The organism is Streptomyces sp. NPDC046821 (assembly GCF_040645335.1).
In the GTDB taxonomy this organism is placed as follows: domain Bacteria; phylum Actinomycetota; class Actinomycetes; order Streptomycetales; family Streptomycetaceae; genus Streptomyces.
The window spans coordinates 101,014-118,704 of record NZ_JBEYYB010000009.1 but is presented as its reverse complement, the minus strand read 5'-3'; the positions used below and the strand labels follow the sequence as shown (position 1 = coordinate 118,704).

The 17,691-nt window shown below is 70.0% G+C and carries 16 protein-coding genes and 1 tRNA gene; 7 read left to right on the top strand and 10 right to left on the bottom strand.

Annotated features, from left to right (window positions below; translation table 11 throughout):
- The first annotated feature begins 11 nt into the window (after positions 1-11).
- The gene (locus ABZ893_RS19445) at positions 12-1,355 is read left to right on the top strand and encodes a hypothetical protein (protein WP_361404878.1); all 1,344 of its coding nucleotides are present in this window, start codon (positions 12-14) and stop codon (positions 1,353-1,355) included.
- A gap of 97 nt (positions 1,356-1,452) precedes the next feature.
- Here the strand turns inward: ABZ893_RS19445 and ABZ893_RS19440 are convergent.
- A tRNA-Val gene (locus ABZ893_RS19440) sits at positions 1,453-1,524 on the bottom strand.
- Positions 1,525-1,729: 205 nt separating this feature from the next.
- Between ABZ893_RS19440 and ABZ893_RS19435 the strand changes: the two genes are divergently transcribed.
- The 5 genes from ABZ893_RS19435 to ABZ893_RS19415 all read left to right on the top strand — a co-directional run bounded on the left by ABZ893_RS19435 (position 1,730) and on the right by ABZ893_RS19415 (position 6,266).
- On the top strand, positions 1,730-3,157 hold the full coding sequence (locus ABZ893_RS19435; protein WP_361405771.1) for a hypothetical protein: 1,428 nt from the start codon (positions 1,730-1,732) through the stop codon (positions 3,155-3,157).
- A gap of 87 nt (positions 3,158-3,244) precedes the next feature.
- A complete protein-coding gene (locus tag ABZ893_RS19430; protein ID WP_361404875.1) occupies positions 3,245-3,880 on the top strand; it encodes a DUF4383 domain-containing protein in 636 nt (211 codons plus the stop codon).
- Between the two features lie 11 nt (positions 3,881-3,891).
- The gene (locus ABZ893_RS19425) at positions 3,892-4,512 is read left to right on the top strand and encodes a bifunctional 4-hydroxy-2-oxoglutarate aldolase/2-dehydro-3-deoxy-phosphogluconate aldolase (protein ID WP_361404872.1); all 621 of its coding nucleotides are present in this window, start codon (positions 3,892-3,894) and stop codon (positions 4,510-4,512) included.
- Positions 4,513-4,678: 166 nt separating this feature from the next.
- Positions 4,679-5,635 (top strand): sugar kinase, encoded by a 957-nt coding sequence (locus ABZ893_RS19420; RefSeq protein WP_361404869.1) that lies wholly within the window; start codon positions 4,679-4,681, stop codon positions 5,633-5,635.
- 406 nt (positions 5,636-6,041) lie between these two features.
- Entirely contained in the window at positions 6,042-6,266 is a 225-nt protein-coding gene (locus ABZ893_RS19415; RefSeq protein WP_361404866.1) for a zinc ribbon domain-containing protein, read from the top strand.
- A gap of 459 nt (positions 6,267-6,725) precedes the next feature.
- Here the strand turns inward: ABZ893_RS19415 and ABZ893_RS19410 are convergent, their stop codons facing one another.
- The 3 genes from ABZ893_RS19410 to ABZ893_RS19400 all read right to left on the bottom strand — a co-directional run bounded on the left by ABZ893_RS19410 (position 6,726) and on the right by ABZ893_RS19400 (position 11,464).
- The gene (locus tag ABZ893_RS19410; RefSeq protein WP_361405768.1) at positions 6,726-7,472 is read right to left on the bottom strand and encodes an HAD family hydrolase; all 747 of its coding nucleotides are present in this window, start codon (positions 7,470-7,472) and stop codon (positions 6,726-6,728) included.
- Positions 7,473-7,549: 77 nt separating this feature from the next.
- Entirely contained in the window at positions 7,550-10,114 is a 2,565-nt protein-coding gene (locus tag ABZ893_RS19405) for a phosphoribosyltransferase (protein WP_361404863.1), read from the bottom strand.
- Positions 10,115-10,297: 183 nt separating this feature from the next.
- The gene (locus ABZ893_RS19400) at positions 10,298-11,464 is read right to left on the bottom strand and encodes an HpcH/HpaI aldolase/citrate lyase family protein (RefSeq protein WP_361404860.1); all 1,167 of its coding nucleotides are present in this window, start codon (positions 11,462-11,464) and stop codon (positions 10,298-10,300) included.
- A gap of 188 nt (positions 11,465-11,652) precedes the next feature.
- On the opposite strand from ABZ893_RS19400, the gene ABZ893_RS19395 reads away from it, so the two are divergent.
- On the top strand, positions 11,653-12,582 hold the full coding sequence (locus ABZ893_RS19395) for a TerD family protein (RefSeq protein ID WP_361404857.1): 930 nt from the start codon (positions 11,653-11,655) through the stop codon (positions 12,580-12,582).
- A 42-nt stretch (positions 12,583-12,624) separates the two neighbouring features.
- Here ABZ893_RS19395 and ABZ893_RS19390 read toward each other — a convergent pair whose 3' ends face one another.
- The 6 genes from ABZ893_RS19390 to ABZ893_RS19365 all read right to left on the bottom strand — a co-directional run bounded on the left by ABZ893_RS19390 (position 12,625) and on the right by ABZ893_RS19365 (position 17,268).
- On the bottom strand, positions 12,625-13,365 hold the full coding sequence (locus ABZ893_RS19390) for a Tellurium resistance (RefSeq protein ID WP_361404854.1): 741 nt from the start codon (positions 13,363-13,365) through the stop codon (positions 12,625-12,627).
- 126 nt (positions 13,366-13,491) lie between these two features.
- Positions 13,492-14,640, bottom strand: coding sequence for a DUF475 domain-containing protein (locus tag ABZ893_RS19385; RefSeq protein WP_361404851.1), 1,149 nt, complete (start codon positions 14,638-14,640; stop codon positions 13,492-13,494).
- Positions 14,641-14,712: 72 nt separating this feature from the next.
- Positions 14,713-15,288, bottom strand: coding sequence for a TerD family protein (locus ABZ893_RS19380; RefSeq protein WP_361404848.1), 576 nt, complete (start codon positions 15,286-15,288; stop codon positions 14,713-14,715).
- Between the two features lie 94 nt (positions 15,289-15,382).
- On the bottom strand, positions 15,383-15,958 hold the full coding sequence (locus ABZ893_RS19375) for a TerD family protein (protein ID WP_361404845.1): 576 nt from the start codon (positions 15,956-15,958) through the stop codon (positions 15,383-15,385).
- Between the two features lie 178 nt (positions 15,959-16,136).
- Positions 16,137-16,595 carry a peroxiredoxin gene (locus ABZ893_RS19370; protein WP_361404842.1) on the bottom strand — a complete coding sequence of 153 codons (459 nt, stop codon included), beginning with the start codon at positions 16,593-16,595 and terminating at the stop codon, positions 16,137-16,139.
- A 235-nt stretch (positions 16,596-16,830) separates the two neighbouring features.
- A complete protein-coding gene (locus ABZ893_RS19365; protein ID WP_361404839.1) occupies positions 16,831-17,268 on the bottom strand; it encodes a DUF3052 domain-containing protein in 438 nt (145 codons plus the stop codon).
- Between the last annotated feature and the right edge of the window lie 423 nt (positions 17,269-17,691).

Below are 17,691 nucleotides of genomic sequence, written 5' to 3'. Positions count from 1 at the left end.
GGGGGCGAGCGGTGGCATACGCGGAGAAGGTCTTCAAGGTCCGCAACGGGAAGCCGACCAAGCAGTTCACGTGGCGGGCCTGCTACAAGAAGCCCGACGGCAGTAAGGGCACCGAGCCCGGGTTCCCGACGAAGAAGCTGGCCGAGGATTGGGGCGACCAGCAGGAGGCGGCGATCCGCGCCGGCGGCTGGATCGATCCGGCCAAGGCGCAGACGAAGTTCGGCGACTGGGTGGAGCTCTGGAAGAAGGCGAACAAGCCGCGGCCTGGGACCGTGACGCGGCGGCGGCATCTGCTCGACCAGATCCTCCTGCCGGCGTTCGAGCACTCTCCGCTGGTCGAAGTGAACAACGTCTTCACGGTGAAGGGCTGGGCGACGCGCGCCGCGAAGCCTGTGGGGCAGCACCATCCGTCAACGGTGAGCCAGGCCCGGAGTCTGCTGAGCACCATCCTCAGCGGCGCGGAGGACGCGGGGTATATCCCGGCGAACAAGCTGTACGGGCGGCGGATCATCGTCGGCGCGGACCATCACACCGAGGACGAGGAAGAGGTGTGGGCGCAGCCCGATGAGGCGTTCCGCCTGTACGACCGGCTCGGTGGTGTGCACGGCCTCATGGTCCTGGCGGACTGTTATCTCGGTCTGCGCTGGGGCGAGTTGACGGGTCTGCACCGGGACAACTGCCTGCTGAAGCGCGAGGACAGGATCGACGGGAAGCCGTTTGTCCGGCACGTGCTCCGGATCGATCCGAGGGTCGGCTCGCTGCACGAGGACGAGTTCGAGCTGGACGAGGAGCGCCTCGCTCTCTGGCACGCCGCCGAAGACAAGAGGCTCGCAGAGTGTCAGGAGAAGGGCTGGAAGGCTCGGCGCCGCAAAGTGCCGAAGGCGGTGGTCGAGCTGTACCTCGGGCCGCCGAAGAACAAGTACAGCGCGCGCGAGGTGGACGTGCCGGAGTTCTTGGTGCGGCTCCTCGAGGAGCACATCGAGGCGTGGCCGCACGAGCATCCGTTCTCTACTCCGGGCGGGCAGTTCTGGCGGCGCGGGAACTTCGGGCGTGTCCTGCGTCCGGCGGCGAGCGGCCGTGATGCGTATGCCGGCGCCAAGGGACATGCGCCGCGGGCTGCGTGGGATCCGATCCTGCCGGACTTCACGATGCGTGGGGCGCGTCACACGCACGACACGTGGATGAAGGACGACGGTGTCGACCGGGCTCTGCGGTTCTTGACGATGGGCTGGGTGCCGAAGGATATTGAGGGGACATACGAGCACGTCACGCCGGAGATGCGGAAGCACCGACTGGACCGGCTCGAAGCCCGCTGGCAGCGCGGGCAGCGCGTGGCGCTGGAGGCCGCGAGTTGAGATCTTTCCGGAGTTGATCTCCTAAAATTCTCCTAAACGATCACAGCGGAGCCCCTTACCGATCATGGTAAGGGGCTCCGCTGCTGGTCAAACCAGGTGGGCGCGGACGGTTTCGAACCGCCGACATCTGCCTTGTAAGGGCAGCGCTCTACCGCTGAGCTACGCGCCCGGGATGATTCGACAGCCTACCTTGCCGGTGGCGGTGCCCCGCAAACCCGTTTGGGCTGGGGCGACGGGCGGCGGGATGTGGGCCGCGCGCGAACTATCCGGCCCGTGTGTTCGTCAGTAACGGGTGGGAGAATGACACCGGGCAGGGCGGATGCAGTGCACGGCCGAGGGCAGCACGGGAGAGGGTAGTGACGGCGACACCACCGATGCGGCCGAAGGCGTCGTCCGAGCGGCCTCGCGCCGCCGCGCTGCGGGAGCCGTGGGCTCGCGTCTCTCTGCGTTCACCACGACCGCGTGCCCCGCTGAGCGGCCTGCGTGATCTCGTCGGGCTCGTCCTGCTTCCCGTACCCCTCGTCGCCGTTGCTCTCGCGACTACGCCCGCCGCCTTCGCCGGAGGCGGTACGCGGCGGTGGTTCGGGCGGGGGGAGGGGCAGCGGGCCGAGGCTCAGGCTGCCAAGGACGCCGCGGCTGCCGCGTTCTACGAACTCGACACCGCGCAGCGGGATCTGCGGATCTCCATCGAGACCATCACCGCTGTCGACGACTCCCCCGCGGCGCGCCGCACCGTGTCCCAGTTCGAGGAGCTCGGCCGACGGATCGACGAGGTCAGCCTGCAGTACATCACCGCCGTGGACGCCCAGGATCTCGACCGGGACGACCTGGAGGCGTCGGTCGTCTCGCGGGCCCGCACCGAGCTGACCCGTGCCAAGGACGAGCTGACCCGGGTGAAGCTGGACCTCGACCGGTTCGCGCAGGGGCTCGGGCCGCTGCTCGGCAAGGCGGAGACGCAGCTCGCGCGCGTCGCCCCCGCGATCGAGCGTGCCCGGCAGGCGCTCCTCGCCGCCAGCAACTCCCTGGACGCGGTGCGCAGCGCCGGTCTCAAGGCCGACGATCTGGCCGCCCGGCTCGCCGCCCTCGGGCCCGAGCTCACCCGGCTCAATCAGGGCGCCGGGCAGCACGGCGTCCCGGAGACCCTGGAGCGTGCCGAGCGGGTCGCGCGGGATGCCGAGGCCGTACGGGCCGAGGCGCAGCGGCTGCCGGAGCGGGCCGCCGAGATCGACCACCGGCTCGTGTCGCTGCGCACGCGCGCGCAGGCTCTGACGACGCGCGCCGGGCAGGTCGAGCCCGTACTGAGTGAGCTGCGGAGACGGTTCACGGCGCCGTGCTGGCAGGACCTTCAGCACGTACCGGAGAAGGCCGCGGAAAACGTACGGCAGGCGGAGCGGAAGCTGGGCGAGGCGCGGGCCGCGCGGGACGAGCAGCGGTGGCCGGACGCGACGTCGCTGCTTTCGACGGTCCGGGCCCTGCTGAACACGACGGACGAGGACGTGTCGGCCGCCTCGGACCGCCTGCACCGGCTGAACGCCGTGGCGAAGGACCCGCAGCAGGAGATCGAACGGACGCGGTTCGCGATCCGGGACGCGCAGCGGCTCGCGATGTCCGGCCGCAGCACCCCGGACCCGCGGCACGCCCGCCCGCTCGACGACTCCGTGACGCGTCTCGACCGCGCCGTCGCCGGTCTCGAGGGGCATCACCCCGACTACTGGCACTTCCTCACGGAGACGGAGGCCGTCCGGCAGACGGTGGCCCGTGTCGTCGCTCAGATCCGGGAGGAGCGGGGCACGCCCGCCTGAACGGGATCGGGAGCCTTGGCGCGAGCTGTTGCCGGTGTCGGGGGCGCGGGCGGATCCTTGAGGCACGTACGTGCAAGGGAGGCGCACATGGCCACGCATGTACCCGGGATCCACCCGTCCCGGTTCCGGCATCCGCGCGTCGTTCTCGACGATCATCTGCCGGTCGATCACGGGCTCTGCAAGGTGTACCGGATCGGCGCGGGCCTCATGGGGCTCGTACTCGTCGTGTTCGGCATCCTGGGGCTCATCGACGAGATCGGCTTCTTCGACACCGGTGGTGACCGGGTCGCCGGGCTCAACACGAACGGTGCCCTCAGCGTCCTGTCGATCTGCGTGGGGCTGCTGCTGTTCGCCGGGACGGTCATCGGCAGGAACGTCGCCTCGACGATCAACATGGTCTTCGGGGTCCTGTTCATCCTGAGCGGTTTCGTGAACCTGGCGCTTCTCCAGACCCGCTTCAACTTCCTCGCCTTCCACATCCAGAACGTGCTGTTCAGCTTCGTGGTAGGCGTGATGCTGATGGCGTTCGGGATGTACGGGCGCGTCAGCGGGACGTTGCCGCACGACAACCCTTACTGGCGGGCGCGCCACCCGGAGGTCGCCGCCCTCGAGGACCGCGCCCGGGCCGGCCTCCAGACTCACCCCACGCCTCCGTCTGTCACCCAAGGGTCCACGTCGTCGATCACCCAAGGGTCCACGCCTCAGGGGGTCATCGACAAATAATTGGGAGCACCATGGATTTCACCACCGCACTGCGTGCCGAGCGCCTCGTAGCCATCGTCCGGGGGAGCGACGCGGACGCGTCCTTCCGTACGGTGATGGCTCTCGCCGAAGCCGGAATCCTGCTGGTGGAGGTGTCCCTGAGCGGACGTGACGCCCTCACCGTGATCCGCCGGGCGCGGGCCGAACTCGGCGACGACGCCTGGCTCGGCGCGGGCACGGTGCTCACGGGGGAGGACGCCCGTGGGGCCGCCGAGGCGGGGGCGAATCTCATCGTGACGCCGGGACTCGGCGCCGGCGTCGACGAATCGCTGCGGCAGGGGCTGCCGGTGCTCGCGGGCGTGCTCACTCCGACCGATGTCATCGCGGCCGAGGCGGCCGGAGTGACGGCGTTGAAGCTCTTCCCTGCGTCCGCGATGGGCGGTCCGTCGTATCTGAAGGCGCTGCGGGGGCCGTTCCCGGAGACGCCGTTCGTGCCGGTGGGCGGGGTCGACGCGGCGGCGGCGACCGTGTATCTGGAGGGCGGCGCGATCGCGGTGGGGGTCGGCTCGCCGCTCGTCGGTGACGCGGCGGACGGCGGGGACCTGGAACAACTGACCAAGCGCGCGGTTGAGTTCAGGGCGGTGTGCGGGTGAGTCGGGGTGGTGGGCGGGGGGCTCAGGAGAGCTTGGGGGGACTCAGGGTGGTGTGCTGGTGAGTCAGGGTGATGGGCGGGAGGCTCGGGGAGGCGTGCGGGCGACTCAGGGCGGTGTGCGGGTGAGTGAGGGTGGTGAGCGGGGGGCTCAGGGTGGAGACGTCCCGGTGAGTGCGGCCGCCGACGTACTGACCTTCGGCGAGACGATGGTCTCGCTGCGCGGACACGGTCCTTTCAAGCTCGGCGGTTCGATGGACCTGTCGGTCGCGGGCGCCGAGTCGAACGTCGCCATCGGGCTCGCGCGGCTCGGCCACCGGGTCCGCTGGGCGGGTTCGGTCGGGGCCGACGAGGCCGGTGAGCTGGTGCTGCGCACGTTGCGGGCCGAGTCGGTCGACACGTCGGACGTCACCCGGGACGCCGGCGCCCCGACGGGCCTGATCCTCTTCGAACCGCGGCTGCCCGAGGTGACCCGCGTGCAGTACTACCGTGCGGGCTCGGCGGGCTCGCGCCTCACGGTCGAGGCGGTGGAACGGGCTTTCGCGGCCGGTCCGCCGCCGCGCGTTCTGCATCTCACGGGGATCACGCCGGCGCTGAGCGCGTCCGCACGGGACGCCTGCCGACGGGCGCTTCGCCTCGCTCATGCCCGGGGCGTCCTGGTCAGCGTGGACGCCAATTACCGCTCCCAGTTGTGGAGTTCACCGGCGGCGGCGGAGGAACTGCGGGGCTGGATGCCGTACGTCGACCTGCTGATCGCCTCCGATGACGAGCTGCCGCTGTGCGCGCCGCCGCCCGGCGAGGCCGACCCGGTCAAGGCGCTTCTCGAACTCGGGGTGCGCGAGGTCGTGGTCAAGCTCGGCGCGGAGGGGGCGGTGGGTCACACCGATGAGGGTGAGCTACGGGTTCCGGCGCGGCCGGTGCGGGCGGTGGACGCGGTGGGGGCGGGGGACGCGTTCGTGGCCGGGTATCTGTCGGCGTGGCTCGACGGTGAGGGCTTGGAGGGGCGGCTGGACCGGGCGGTGACCACGGGGGCGTTCGCGGTGGCGCAGGTGGGTGACTGGGAGGGGGCGCCTACTCGGGGGGAGTTGGGGTTGCTGGGGGTGGGGGCGGGGGTTGTTGTTCGGTGAGGGGTGCTGTGGTGGGTTTGGGGGTTGTTGTTCGGTGATGGGTGCTGTAGCGGGTTTGGGGGTTGTTGCTTGGCCGGGGCGGCTGGTCGGCGGTGGCGCCGCTGACGCGGCGGGGCAGGAACTCGTCGGAGTGCAGTCACCACCGGTTCGCCGGGGGGCGGCGCCGGCTCGCCAGGAGTGGATCGCCGGCGCGCCCGGGGCATGGACGACTCGTCAGGGTGCAGAGGCCACTGGTTCGCCGGCGTGAGGCCACTGGTTCGCCGGTGTGAGGTCACCGGCCCGGCCCTGTTGCGGCGCCGCCGGCTCGCCAGAGGCCAGGGCCGCCGGCGCGTCCGGGCGAGGTCACCGGTTCGCGGAGCGGGCTCGGGGCATACCCGGACCAGGCCCGCGCCAGTAATCTGTGCCCATGCCACGCTACGAGTACCGCTGCCGGACCTGCGGCGACACCTTTGAACTGAGCCGCCCCATGGCCGAGTCCTCGGCCCCGGCGGACTGCCCCGCCGGTCACGCCGACACGGTGAAGCTCCTGAGCACGGTCGCCGTCGGCGGCACGGCCACGTCGTCCGCGCCGACGCCGTCCGCCGGTGGCGGAGGCGGCGGTGGGTGCTGCGGCGGAGGCTGCTGCGGCTGACCGCCGATCCTGCGGCTGACCGCCGGTCGGTCCCTCGGAGGGCCGAACCCTCGGCCCCGGGTGCCCGGTTACGGGTACCCGGGCCTGACATCTGGCCCCCGGGCCCGATAACGCGCCGGCGATTCCGGCCGCCCGGTCCCTCGCAAATGCGACCCAAGACGCAACGCCGATTACGTGGCTCCTGGTAGCCCTCGGAACCCGATGCCCCACTTCTCGTGCTCGGCCCCAGGCCCGAAGGCCACGCGGTGATTTGCGGCCCCACCCCCCAGGCAGCGCCCCCTCTAAGACACAGCCCCGGGCCCTCGCCCTCGGCCTCAGAAACCCATCGGCTCAAGCGCCACACGCGCTACCCCAGGCTCAACATCCCGGCGGGGCCACTCCGATCCCCCGCCCCAGCGGCCCGGCGACGACTCCCCCAAGCCCTACGCCCCGCCGGCACACCCTCGAGCCCCCGAACCCTCAGCCCGTCCTCCCCCGCACCACCCCCACCAGCTCCCGCACGATCATCTCCCCCGCCGCAACTCCCCTGGCCTCCAGCGCCGTGACATGCGGCGCCGCCCACCCCACGTCCGCCAATTCCCCATGCCCGGGCCGCCAGGCCCGATCCGCCGCCGTGAGCAGGTCCGCGTCGAGCAGGGAGTCGCCCGCCGCGAGGCACAGGTCCGCGCCCGTGCGGCGGGCCACCTCGCGCATGGCCGCGCTCTTCGTGAGCGGCTTCGGTACGGCGTAGATCTTGCGGCCCTGGAGCGAGACCGTCCAGCCGCGGCTCTCCGCCCAGACGGCGAGTTCCTTGACCCAGCCCTCGGGCAGCAAGGCCCGTTCGACCACGAGGTACGCGAACAGGTCCTCGGCCACGCGTTCCTTGAGGAGCCACGCCGGGTCCGCCGTCCGCGCCAGATGCGCCCGCACCTCGTCCAGCGGCGCACACTTCGCGGCGATCCGCTCACCGACCGCCGCGCGCCACTCCGGGTCGGACACCCCGTCCACCAGCAGATGCCCACCGTTGGCGCAGATCGCGAACCGCGGCGCCGGACCAGGGAGTTGAATGCGGCCGTACTGCTCGCGCGTACGCGTGGTCGTCGGGACGAAGACGGCGTCGCGGCCGAGGTCGTCCAGGAGTTCGGCCGCGGTCTCGGTGACGTAGGACAGGGGCTTGCCCTCGTAGACCTCGACGCACAGGAGGCGTGGGGCCTCGGGGTCGGGCATGGTCAGGCCGAGGGCGGCGGCCGAGTAGATCAGGGTGCGGTCCAGGTCGCTGGCGACGAGGGTGACGGGTGTCGCGCTCACTTCGCGGCCACCGCCTTGCCGTCCGCGCCGGTGGCGCCCCGCGTGTACTTGGGATGGATCAACCCCACACACGTGTACGGGAGTTCGGCGACCTCCTCGACCGGGACCCCGCGCTGCTCGGCGAGCAGCCGTACGTGGTCGAGGTCCGCGCCGGCGCCCGCGCGGGCGAGGATCTTCCACGGGACGCGGCGCAGGAGCACCCGGGTCGTCTCGCCGACACCAGGCTTCACGAGGTTCACGTCGTGGATCTCGTACTCTTCACTGATCCGTTCGACGGCCGCCCAGCCCTCCCAGGTCGGCGTGCGGTCGGCGGACAGAACCTCCTTGACCTGCAGGTCCACCGCGTCGGCGACCTCGTCGAAACGGGCCTCGACGGTGTCGAGGAAGTGGGTCGAGACGTCCGCGCCCGCGAGCTCGCGGTAGAACTTGCCGCCGTGGAAGTCGTTCGGCCCGACGAGGTCCGCGCGCAGGACCGTCCGCGATATCAGCCCGGACACCGTGGAGTTGAGGCAGGCGGAGGGGATGAGGAAGTCCTCGCGCGTGCCGTACGTGCGCACGCAGGAACCCGGGTCGGCGAGCACCGCGATCTCCGGGTTGAATCCGGGTCCTCCCTCTTCCCGCTGGAAGGCCTTGAGTGCTTCCGCCAGTTCGCGGGTGATCGCGCCCTTGCCGGTCCAGCCGTCGACGAAGACGACGTCGGCCGGGTCGTGATGGGCGGCGAGCCAGCGCAGTGCGTTCGCGTCGATGCCCCGGCCGCGCACGATCGAGACGGCGTAGTGCGGCAGGTCGAGGCCGCGTCGCGCCTTGGCCCAGCGGCGCATCAGCACGCCGACGGGCGTCCCCGCGCGGGCGAGCGAGACGAGTACGGGCCGCGGGGACCGCTCGGCGAGCACGGTGTCCGTCACGACGCCCACGGCCTGCGCGATGCGCGCGGCCGAGACGTCGAGGGCGGACTGGAACAGCGCCTGGTACTCGGCGCTCGGCTGGTACTCGACGGGCAGCGACTCGGCGTAGTGCGCGCCGCCGGCCTGTATCGCCTCCTCGCGCTCCTCGGTGGGCGCCTCGAGCGCGACGTCCGACAGGTCCTGGAGCAGCCAGCCGACCTCGTCGGGCGCGTAGGAGGAGAAGGCGGGCCCGCGAAGGGGCTCGGGGAGCGAGTCGCGCATGAGGAGCCTTTCGGGGACAGCCACGTAGGGGTCGGCCTCGTCCTGGGCGTACGACCCCTCGGGGGCACCCGCGTGCGGGCCGGCCCCTACCGGGACGTACGACGGCACGACGGCGAGCAGTACGTGCCCGGTGTGCTCGGCGAGGCGGGCGAGGAGGCCGTCGGGGGCGTGCAGTTGAGGTGTGTCGGCCGTGGAGTCGACGACGGCGACGATCGCGTCGAAGTCGCCACCCGCGACGTTGTACGCGTAGCGCTCGCCGGGGCCGTCGGCCGGGTCGTCGTGGGCGGGGAAGACGAGGCGGGTACGGATCGCGTAACCGGGGTCGTCGACGGCGAGCACCGGGGACCGGGTCGTCGTCGAGTACCGCACCTCCGCCTCCGTGACCTTCTCGACCTCGCGGGCCAGGGCGAGCGGCGCGTACATCAGCTCTTCGAAGCCGAGGACGAGCACGCGGCGGGGGCTGGTGAGGGACTGAGTGAGGGTCGGGGTAGGGGCCGGGCTGAGGGCCCGGGTGAGGCGCGCGGCCATGCCGGGCAGCGCCGCGTCGAGCGCCGCGCGGTGCTCCGGCGTGAAACCGTGCCGCCCACCGTCGGGGACGTTCGCGGGCCATTCGAGGTCCACGCGGGTCACCAGGCCCGGTTCGGCGCGCGGCGCGGGTGTCGTGGTCAGGGATTCGTGGTGGGCCACGAGCGCCTGCCCCTTGGCGAGAACGTCGTCGGGGAGCGCGACCGTGCCGGACGCCGCCGCGACGAGGTCGACGCGGGCGCCGATCTCACGGGCGAAGTCGGCCAGGCGGCCGCGGTCGTCGGGCGTGCGCATGTCGACGAGGGCGACGATGACGTAGCGCTCGCGGGGGTAGCGCTCGTGCAGGGCGCGGATCGTGTTGAGGACCGTGTTGCCCGTGGAGAACTCGTCGTCGACGAGGACGAGCGCTCCGTCGCCGGCGAGGAGGCGGGGGTCCTCGGGCAGCAGGAGGTGCGAGGTGGCGTGCGAGTGGGACTCCTCGAAGCCGCCGGCGCGCGCCACTCCGGCGACCGGGCGCCGCGTCGAGTGTAGGTAGGGCGCGAGGCCCACTCCGTCGGCTACGGAGTGCCCGAGTCCGGTCGCCGTCTCGGCGTACCCGAGGACGACGGCCCGCCGCGTCTCCGCCTCGCCCAGCAGTTCGCGCACGCGCAGTCCGAGGTCGTATCCGGCGCGCCAGACGACGTCGGGCGACTGGGGCACGTGCTTGCCGAGGACGTTCGACACGAGCAGGTGGGCCCGCTTGGGGTTGCGGCGCAGGGCGAGACCGAGCAGCCCGGCCAGCGCCTCGTCACCGACGAGCTCGACGCCGAGCCGCTCCGCGACCCATGTCCCCGACCAGACCACTTCGCCCCTTTTCCTCGTATTCATCATGACCCTTGCGTTCTTATGGTTCTCGAGCTCATCTGGCGCTCGCGCGCATCACGACTTGGGCGCCGGTACTGGCTTCTGTGCTGATCACCGCTCGGGTGTCCGCCGCGCCCGGCACTCCCCCTGGCACCCGGCGCCGCCACACTCACGCCCACCACCGTCTCGGCGCCCAGCGGCAGCGCCCCGTCACGCCGGCAACCCCGCCGTGAGCAGCTCCACGAAGCCGACGTCTTCACGCGCCACCCCGAACACCTCGGCCCGCTGGAGGGTCCGCTCGGCCCAGGCCCGATGCGGCTTCACCTCGTTCATCTTGTTCGTGTACGCGGATCTGAGGACGCCGCCACCGCCCCGCTCGGGCCGCAGGATGTCCTGAGCGTCGCCGTACTCCTCGTGACTGACCACGGACAGCGCGTGCACCGGCATGACGTGCGACGGGTGGATGCAGGTCTTGCCGAGCAGGCCGTTGGCCCGGTCCAGCTCGATCTCGCGCAGCAGGCCGTCCATGTCGTGCTCGATGAGGGCCTGGCGCAGCTCGACGGCCCGGCCCTCCTGGAAGGGGCTGCGCCGCAGCTGCGGCTTGAACATGCGCTCCTGGTGGCGGAAGTACTCCCACACGGGCCCGGTCACAGTGAAGCCCGTACCGTCGGCGCGGCCGAGCAGATTGACCACGTCACCGATGACGGAGGCCACTATCTGGACGTCGTACGCGGTCATGTCCGGCGGCCTGCGCAGCCCGTACGCGGAGCAGAAGTCGGTCACGCCGAGGCGCAGGGCCAGGACCCGGTCGCGGTACTTGTCGACGGCGCGGGCGATCCCGGCAAGCGTGTCGCCGCGCGTCTCCAGGTGCATGAGTTCGGGCGACTCCAGGACGGGCATCGCGAAGAGGCGCCGCCCGACGGCCGCTTCGGCGGCGGCGAGCGCCTCCAGGAACGGAATGCCCCGCTCCTCGGTGAACTTCGGCAGCACGAATCCGGACAGCAGCCGCACGGCGGAGCCGAGGCGGCGGACGAGATCGGTGATCTGCTCCGGGGTGCGGACGCGGACGAACAGCAGCGGCGGCCGCGCGTCGGGCCGGGCCGCCAGGTCGGTGAACTGGCGGACCAGGTTCTCCTCAGCGTCCACGACCTCGGCGTCGTCAATCGAGTCCTCCAGGCACAGCACCATCGAGACGACGCCACGTCCGGCCTGCTTGAGGACGTCGTCGGCGAGGCGCGGCCGCGTGGCCGGGCTGTAGAGCGTCGCCCCGAGAGCCGCCGCGAGCATCCGGGGCGGCGAATCCGCGGTGAAGTCACCTGGTTCGCGATGAAAGAGGCGCTGCCGCACCTCCGGTTCGATATGCCCGAAATGACGCATGGAACTTCCCCCGTACTGCCGGTCCGGCCGACATTATGTGGCCGGTAATAGTACGTAAAAACCCATGTCAAGAGTTCCCACGTGGCATGAAATTCAGGTAACCCACCCATGTCCACCTTGCCATCCGACCCCCGACGCGTCGGGCCCCCGCGTTGTCCTGGCCAGGACAGGGAAGGCAGGATGACCGCATGACGCACGCGATGCTGAAGGGGTCGAACGTCCCGCTCGAAGCCACGGCGGTCCGCGCCGTACTGCGGTGGACCTCCGGGCCCGGCGTGCCCGACGTCGACGCCTCCGCACTGCTCCTCGGCCCCGACGGCCGTGTGCGGTCCGACGAGGACTTCGTCTTCTACAACCAGCCCCGGCACCCGTCGGGCAAGGTCTGGCGCCTCGGCAAGAAGCGCGCCGCCGACGGGCTCACCGACACGATCCAGGCCGACGTCGCGGGCCTCGGCTCAGAGTTCGGCCGGGTCCTCATCGTGGCCTCGGCGGACGACGTCTCCTTCGACCGCGTCCCCGCCCTGCGGATCCTGCTGTACGACGCGTCGGCGGCGGACGGCGAGCCGCTGGCCCACTTCGACGTGAAGCCGGAGACGGGCGCCGAGACGGCCCTGATCTGCGGCGAGCTGTACCGGCGCGGCGAGGGCTGGAAGTTCCGCGCCCTCGGCGAGGGGTACTCGAACGGGCTGGTCGGCCTCGCCACCGACTTCGGCATCTCGGTGGACGAATCGGAACCGGAGCCGGGCCTGACGCCGCCTCCGCCCGGCCCGATGCCGGAACCGGAGCCGCCCTTCACCTCGCCCGGCCCGCAGGCGTCGTTCCCGCCGCCGAGCCCCGAGACGTCGTTCCCGCCGCCTCCGCAGCAGCCGCCTTCTCCGTCCCCTTACGGGACAGGGCACGCCCCGCAGCCGGCCGCCGCCTCGCTGGCCCAGACGGCGCCTCACGCCGCGCCTCAGCCGGCGTACGGGTATCCGCCCGCGGCGCCCACGCAGCCCGCGCCGATCGCCATGCCGGTGCCCACTACGCAGCCCGCGTACGGCTACCCGCAGCCCGTACAGTCACCGCCCGACCCGAACTTCGCCCTGCCGCCGCAAGGGCCGCAGTTCATTTCGCAGTAGGGCGGAACCGGGGGGAACCATTAGGGGAGCCGGCGCACGGCGTCAGCGCTCCCCGACCTTGGACTTGTACCCCCGGCCCCACTGCAGGCCCCACCCGTACAGCCGGTCCAGCTCGGCCTGGAAGCCGTACACGAACTTCACCTCGCGTCTCACGACCAGTTCGCCCTTGACGTTCTCGATCGTGACGACCGCGCAGGAGCGGGCCTGCGGGGCGCGCTCCTCGAGGCTGATCTCGACGCGCGGGCCGTTGCTCGGGAAGAGCGTGACGTGAGCGTGCGTACGGTCGAACGCGGGTGTCTGGTCGTAGATGTAGACGAACACGAGCAGTCGCTTGATGGACTCGCGGTGGTCGAGATTGACGTAGATCGTCTCCCCCGACGCCGAGCCGAAGCGGTCGTCCCCGCTGAGCTTCACGTACGGCGGCGCGTTGAGCGCCCCGAGGTAATTACCGAGCGGCTGTACGACACCCTTCTCGCCGTCGGTCAGCTCGTACAGGCAGCCGAGGTCCAGGTCCACATTGACCATGCTCTGCGTATGGGCCTGCACCACATCCGGCTTGAACAGCTTGAAGGGGTGCCGCAGCACGCTCTCGCGCTCGGGGCCACCTATGTCCGATGTGCGCATCCGCCAGGACAGGTTGATGCGCAGATTTCCGGTCGCCGCCCCTTGTTTGGAGAGCGAGACGACCGGGTGCCGCTTGGTGAGTTCGATCGAGTTGGACGCGGCACTGCCCGAATCGAACTCTGCCGCGCGCCCCCGGAACAGTCCGTCCCAGAAGGACATTTCGCCCCCAAGTGTCCTGCGTAGACCTGTCTTTGCTGAGTTCATGCCCAGGATGCCGGATACGCAGACGGGGCGGCCGGGGAGGATCTCTCCTCGCCCGGCCGCCCCGCTCGGCGTGTTCGAGGGTCAGACCCCGGACGAAACCTCAGCCTTGTCGCCCGAGGCTGTCACTTTTCCCTCCGCGGCCGCCAGCTTCTGGTTGCGGCGGACGGACGAGAAGAACGACCAGGCGATCAGCACGACACCGACGAGGCCGGTGATGATCTCGTTGATCTCGTACTGGATCGTGACCAGCAGGATCACGGCGAGGGCGCCGATCGCGTAGTGCGCGCCATGCTCCAGGTACACGTAGTCGTCCAGGGTGCCCTGGCGGACCAGGTAGACCGTGAGCGAACGGACGTACATGGCACCGATGCCGAGGCCGAGCGCCATCAGCACGATGTCGTTGGTGATGGCGAAGGCGCCGATGACACCGTCGAAGGAGAACGACGCGTCCAGGACCTCGAGGTAGAGGAACATGAAGAAGGCGGCCTGGCCCGCGAGGACGATGGCGGGCTTCTTCTTGCCGGTCCGCTTGGCCTCTTCCTCCTCCTCGTGCTCGCGCTCCTCGTCTTCCTCGAGCCGGTTCTCGAAGAAGCCGGAGAGGCCACCGACGATCAGGTACGTGATCAGGCCGGCGACGCCGGAGAGGAGAACGGTCGCCGACTTGTCGACGTGCACACCGCCGTGCTGGTGGGCCTGGGTCGCGACGGTCACCGAGGCGATGAGCAGGGCGATCAGCGCGATGCAGACCGAGAGCATGTCGACCTTGCCGAGCTTGGCCAGCGGCCGCTCGATCCAGCGCAGCCACTGGATGTCACGCTCCTCGAAGATGAAGTCGAGGAAGATCATCAGCAGGAACATGCCACCGAAGGCGGCGATCGAGGGGTGTGCGTCCGTGACCAGCTGCTGGTAACGGTCGGGCTGGTTGAACGCGAGGTCGACCGCCTCGATGGGGCCGAGCTTCGCGCTGATCGCGACGATCACGACGGGGAAGACCAGGCGCATACCGAAGACGGCGATCAGGACACCGACCGTGAGGAAGATCTTCTGCCAGAAGGCATTCATCTTCTTCAGGATTCCGGCGTTGACCACCGCGTTGTCGAAGGACAGCGAGATCTCGAGGACGGCGAGGATCGCGACGACCCCGAGTGCTGTCCATCCGTCGTAGAACACCGCCGCGACCAGGCCGAGCGCAGTGATTGCGAACGACCAGCCGAAGGTTTTCAAAACCACTGGCTACCCCATCAGGTGAGTACGGGTCTCCCCGCGCCGGTTGGACGGGGCTCCCCCGCTCCGCGCACGGCTTTACGAAACATTGACCCCGAAGTCTAGAGCGATGCCACGCAAGCCGGACGCGTACCCCTGTCCCACGGCCCGGAACTTCCATTCCCCGCCGTACCGGTACACCTCACCGAAGATCATCGCGGTCTCGGTCGAGGCGTCCTCGCTCAGGTCGTAGCGCGCGAGCTCCTGGCCGTCCGCCTGGTTCACCACGCGGATGAAGGCGTTGCTGACCTGGCCGAACGTCTGGCCTCTGTTGTCCGCGTCATGGATCGACACCGGAAAGACGATCTTGTCGCAGTAGGCCGGCACCTTGGTCAGGTCGATAATGATCGACTCGTCGTCACCCTCGCCCTCACCCGTGAGGTTGTCGCCGGTGTGCTGGACGGAACCGTCGGGGCTCGTGAGCTGGTTGTAGAAGATGAACCACTCGTCGCCGAGCACCCGGCCGTCCTTGCACAGCAGCGCGCTGGCGTCGAGGTCGAAGTCGGCGCCGGTGGTGGAACGCGCGTCCCAACCGAGCCCGATCAGCACCTGCGTGAGGTTCGGTGCGGCCTTGGAGAGGGAGACATTGCCCCCCTTGGCGAGCGTGACGCCCATGATCGTGATCCTCCCCGAGTTGATGTCGCTTGAGTTGTCGAGCGCGTCCGGCGCCGCACACGGGTGCGGCGCCGGACTGGTCAATCTGCTCGGCTCAGACGTTGACGCCGAAGTCCTGCGCGATGCCGCGCAAGCCCGAGGCGTAGCCCTGGCCGATGGCGCGGAACTTCCACTCCGCGCCGTTGCGGTACAGCTCGCCGAAGACCATGGCGGTCTCGGTCGAGGCGTCCTCGGAGAGGTCGTACCGGGCGATCTCCGTCTCGCCCGCCTGGTTCACGACGCGGATGAACGCGTTGCGCACCTGGCCGAACGACTGCTGGCGGTTCTCGGCGTCGTAGATGGAGACCGGGAACACGATCTTGTCCACATCGGCCGGGACGCCGGCGAGGTTGATCTTGATCTGCTCGTCGTCACCCTCGCCTTCACCCGTGATGTTGTCGCCGGTGTGCTCGACCGAGCCGTCCGGGCTCTTCAGGTTGTTGAAGAACACGAAGTTGGCGTCATTGCTGACCTTGCCCTCCGCGTTCGTCAGGATGGCGCTGGCGTCAAGGTCGAAGTCCGTACCCGTGGTGGTACGGACATCCCACCCGAGGCCGACGATGACCGCGGTCAGGCCAGGAGCCTCCTTGGTCAGCGATACGTTGCCGCCCTTGCTGAGGCTGACTCCCACGAGTCCTCCCATTGGTGTCGGGGGCGGGGAGCCCCGTCGTGCATTGGTATCGGATCAACGTCTGGATCCTAGTGACCGGTTCCCGGCGGCCACAGGCTCCGCACCCGAAGAATCCCAGGGTGTCATCCCCGAGATGTCCCTGAGAGATGCGCAGAGCCGTCCCGGTGACCCCTGAGGGTCAGAGGGCGTCGATCGCCTTGACGTACTCGTTCAGGTCGCGGGCGTCGGGCAGACCGTTCACTACGGTCCAGCGCACCACGCCCTCCTTGTCGATGATGAAGGTGCCGCGCACCGCGCAGCCCTTCTCCTCGTCGAACACGCCGTACGCGCGCGAGGCCTCGCCGTGCGGCCAGAAGTCGGACAGCAGCGGGTACTCCAGGCCCTCCTGCTCGGCGAAGACGCGCAGGCTGAACGGCGAGTCGTTCGAAACGGCGAGCAGCTGCACGTCGTCGTTGACGAACTTGGGCAGCTCGTCGCGCAGGGCGCACAGCTCGCCGGTGCAGACGCCGGTGAAGGCGAAGGGGTAGAAGAGCAGCACCACGTTCTTCTCGCCGCGGAAGTCCGAGAGCCGCACGGTCTCACCGTGCTGCGTCTTGAGCTCGAAATCCGGAGCCTTCGTGCCGACCTCGATCGTCATGGTCAAGCTTTCCTTCCGTGGGGCCTTTCGGGTGATGCCCAGCCTAGATCCAGAGCGCGACGCCACGTGTCAGGGGCCGCGCGTCAGGGGGTCGCGCCCCCTCACTGGACGCACGGACCGGGCGCACGGGCACCCGGAGCGGTGGCGGGCCGGCCGCGTGCACGCGTGAGGCCCCTGTCGACGCGTCATGCGTCGACAGGGGCCTCACGGTGTGTCTGCTGGGGTCTTCCGTCGGCTAGCGCTTCTTGGCGGCTGCCTTCGGCGTGACGAGACGGCTGCCCGCCCAGTCCTTGCCCGCGTTGATGCTCTTGGTCTGCGAGAGACCGGCAGTCTGTGCCGCTTCGTTGATGTCGCTCGGCTCCACGTAGCCGTCGCGCCCCGTCTTGGGGGTCAGCAGCCAGACAGGGGCACCGTCGTCGACCAGCTGGCTGGCGTCTACCAACGCGTCCGTCAGATCGCCGTCGTCCTCGCGGAACCACAGCACCACCGCGTCAGCGACGTCGTCGTAGTCCTCGTCGACGAGCTCGCTGCCGATGACTTCCTCAATGGACTCGCGGAGCTCCTGGTCGACGTCGTCGTCGAAGCCGATCTCCTGGACCACCTCCTCGGGCTGGAAACCCAGCCTCGCGGCAAGGTTGGTCCGCTCCTCCGCGTGGTCCGCGGTCGCGCTCACGGATTGCCTCCTGATCATGTTTACGAAGTTGTCCGGGGCTTCGCGCGTGCGCGAAGCGTTGGCCGTAGTCCACACGGGCGGGGCGGATCGCGCAAGTACCCGGCCCCCGAGACCGCCGAAACGGTGACGTTCCAGGCGGTCTCACCGCATCTCCTGTCAAGGATCCCCGCAGGCCGGTGAGGTATGCCACACCGATCTGCCGGATTTGCCCACCCCGTGGACGATCGTCGTCCGTCTCGGCCGAACGGCCTCACGGAACGGGCGAACCACATGAGCGTATCGTTGCGATTTGGCAGCACCCGTCCGGGGAACCCCGGAGAATCACTCCGATTACCTCCCGGTACAGATGACGATTGTCCTCTTGAGGTACACGATGGGGAGCGGCACAGCCCCCACCTGCACCTCCAATTGCACATCTCGACC

Excerpts from the sequence above, each read along its gene's own strand:
- ABZ893_RS19425 (WP_361404872.1), top strand. The coding sequence starts at position 3,892 with ATGGATTTCACCACCGCACTGCGTGCCGAGCGCCTCGTAGCCATCGTC.
- ABZ893_RS19380 (WP_361404848.1), bottom strand. The coding sequence starts at position 15,288 with ATGGGCGTCACGCTCGCCAAGGGGGGCAATGTCTCCCTCTCCAAGGCC.
- ABZ893_RS19395 (WP_361404857.1), top strand. The coding sequence starts at position 11,653 with ATGACGCACGCGATGCTGAAGGGGTCGAACGTCCCGCTCGAAGCCACG.
- ABZ893_RS19435 (WP_361405771.1), top strand. The coding sequence starts at position 1,730 with ATGCGGCCGAAGGCGTCGTCCGAGCGGCCTCGCGCCGCCGCGCTGCGG.
- ABZ893_RS19400 (WP_361404860.1), bottom strand. The coding sequence starts at position 11,464 with ATGCGTCATTTCGGGCATATCGAACCGGAGGTGCGGCAGCGCCTCTTT.
- ABZ893_RS19390 (WP_361404854.1), bottom strand. The coding sequence starts at position 13,365 with ATGTCCTTCTGGGACGGACTGTTCCGGGGGCGCGCGGCAGAGTTCGAT.
- ABZ893_RS19430 (WP_361404875.1), top strand. The coding sequence starts at position 3,245 with ATGGCCACGCATGTACCCGGGATCCACCCGTCCCGGTTCCGGCATCCG.
- ABZ893_RS19410 (WP_361405768.1), bottom strand. The coding sequence starts at position 7,472 with ATGCCCGACCCCGAGGCCCCACGCCTCCTGTGCGTCGAGGTCTACGAG.
- ABZ893_RS19405 (WP_361404863.1), bottom strand. The coding sequence starts at position 10,114 with ATGATGAATACGAGGAAAAGGGGCGAAGTGGTCTGGTCGGGGACATGG.
- ABZ893_RS19415 (WP_361404866.1), top strand. The coding sequence starts at position 6,042 with ATGCCACGCTACGAGTACCGCTGCCGGACCTGCGGCGACACCTTTGAA.
- ABZ893_RS19370 (WP_361404842.1), bottom strand. The coding sequence starts at position 16,595 with ATGACGATCGAGGTCGGCACGAAGGCTCCGGATTTCGAGCTCAAGACG.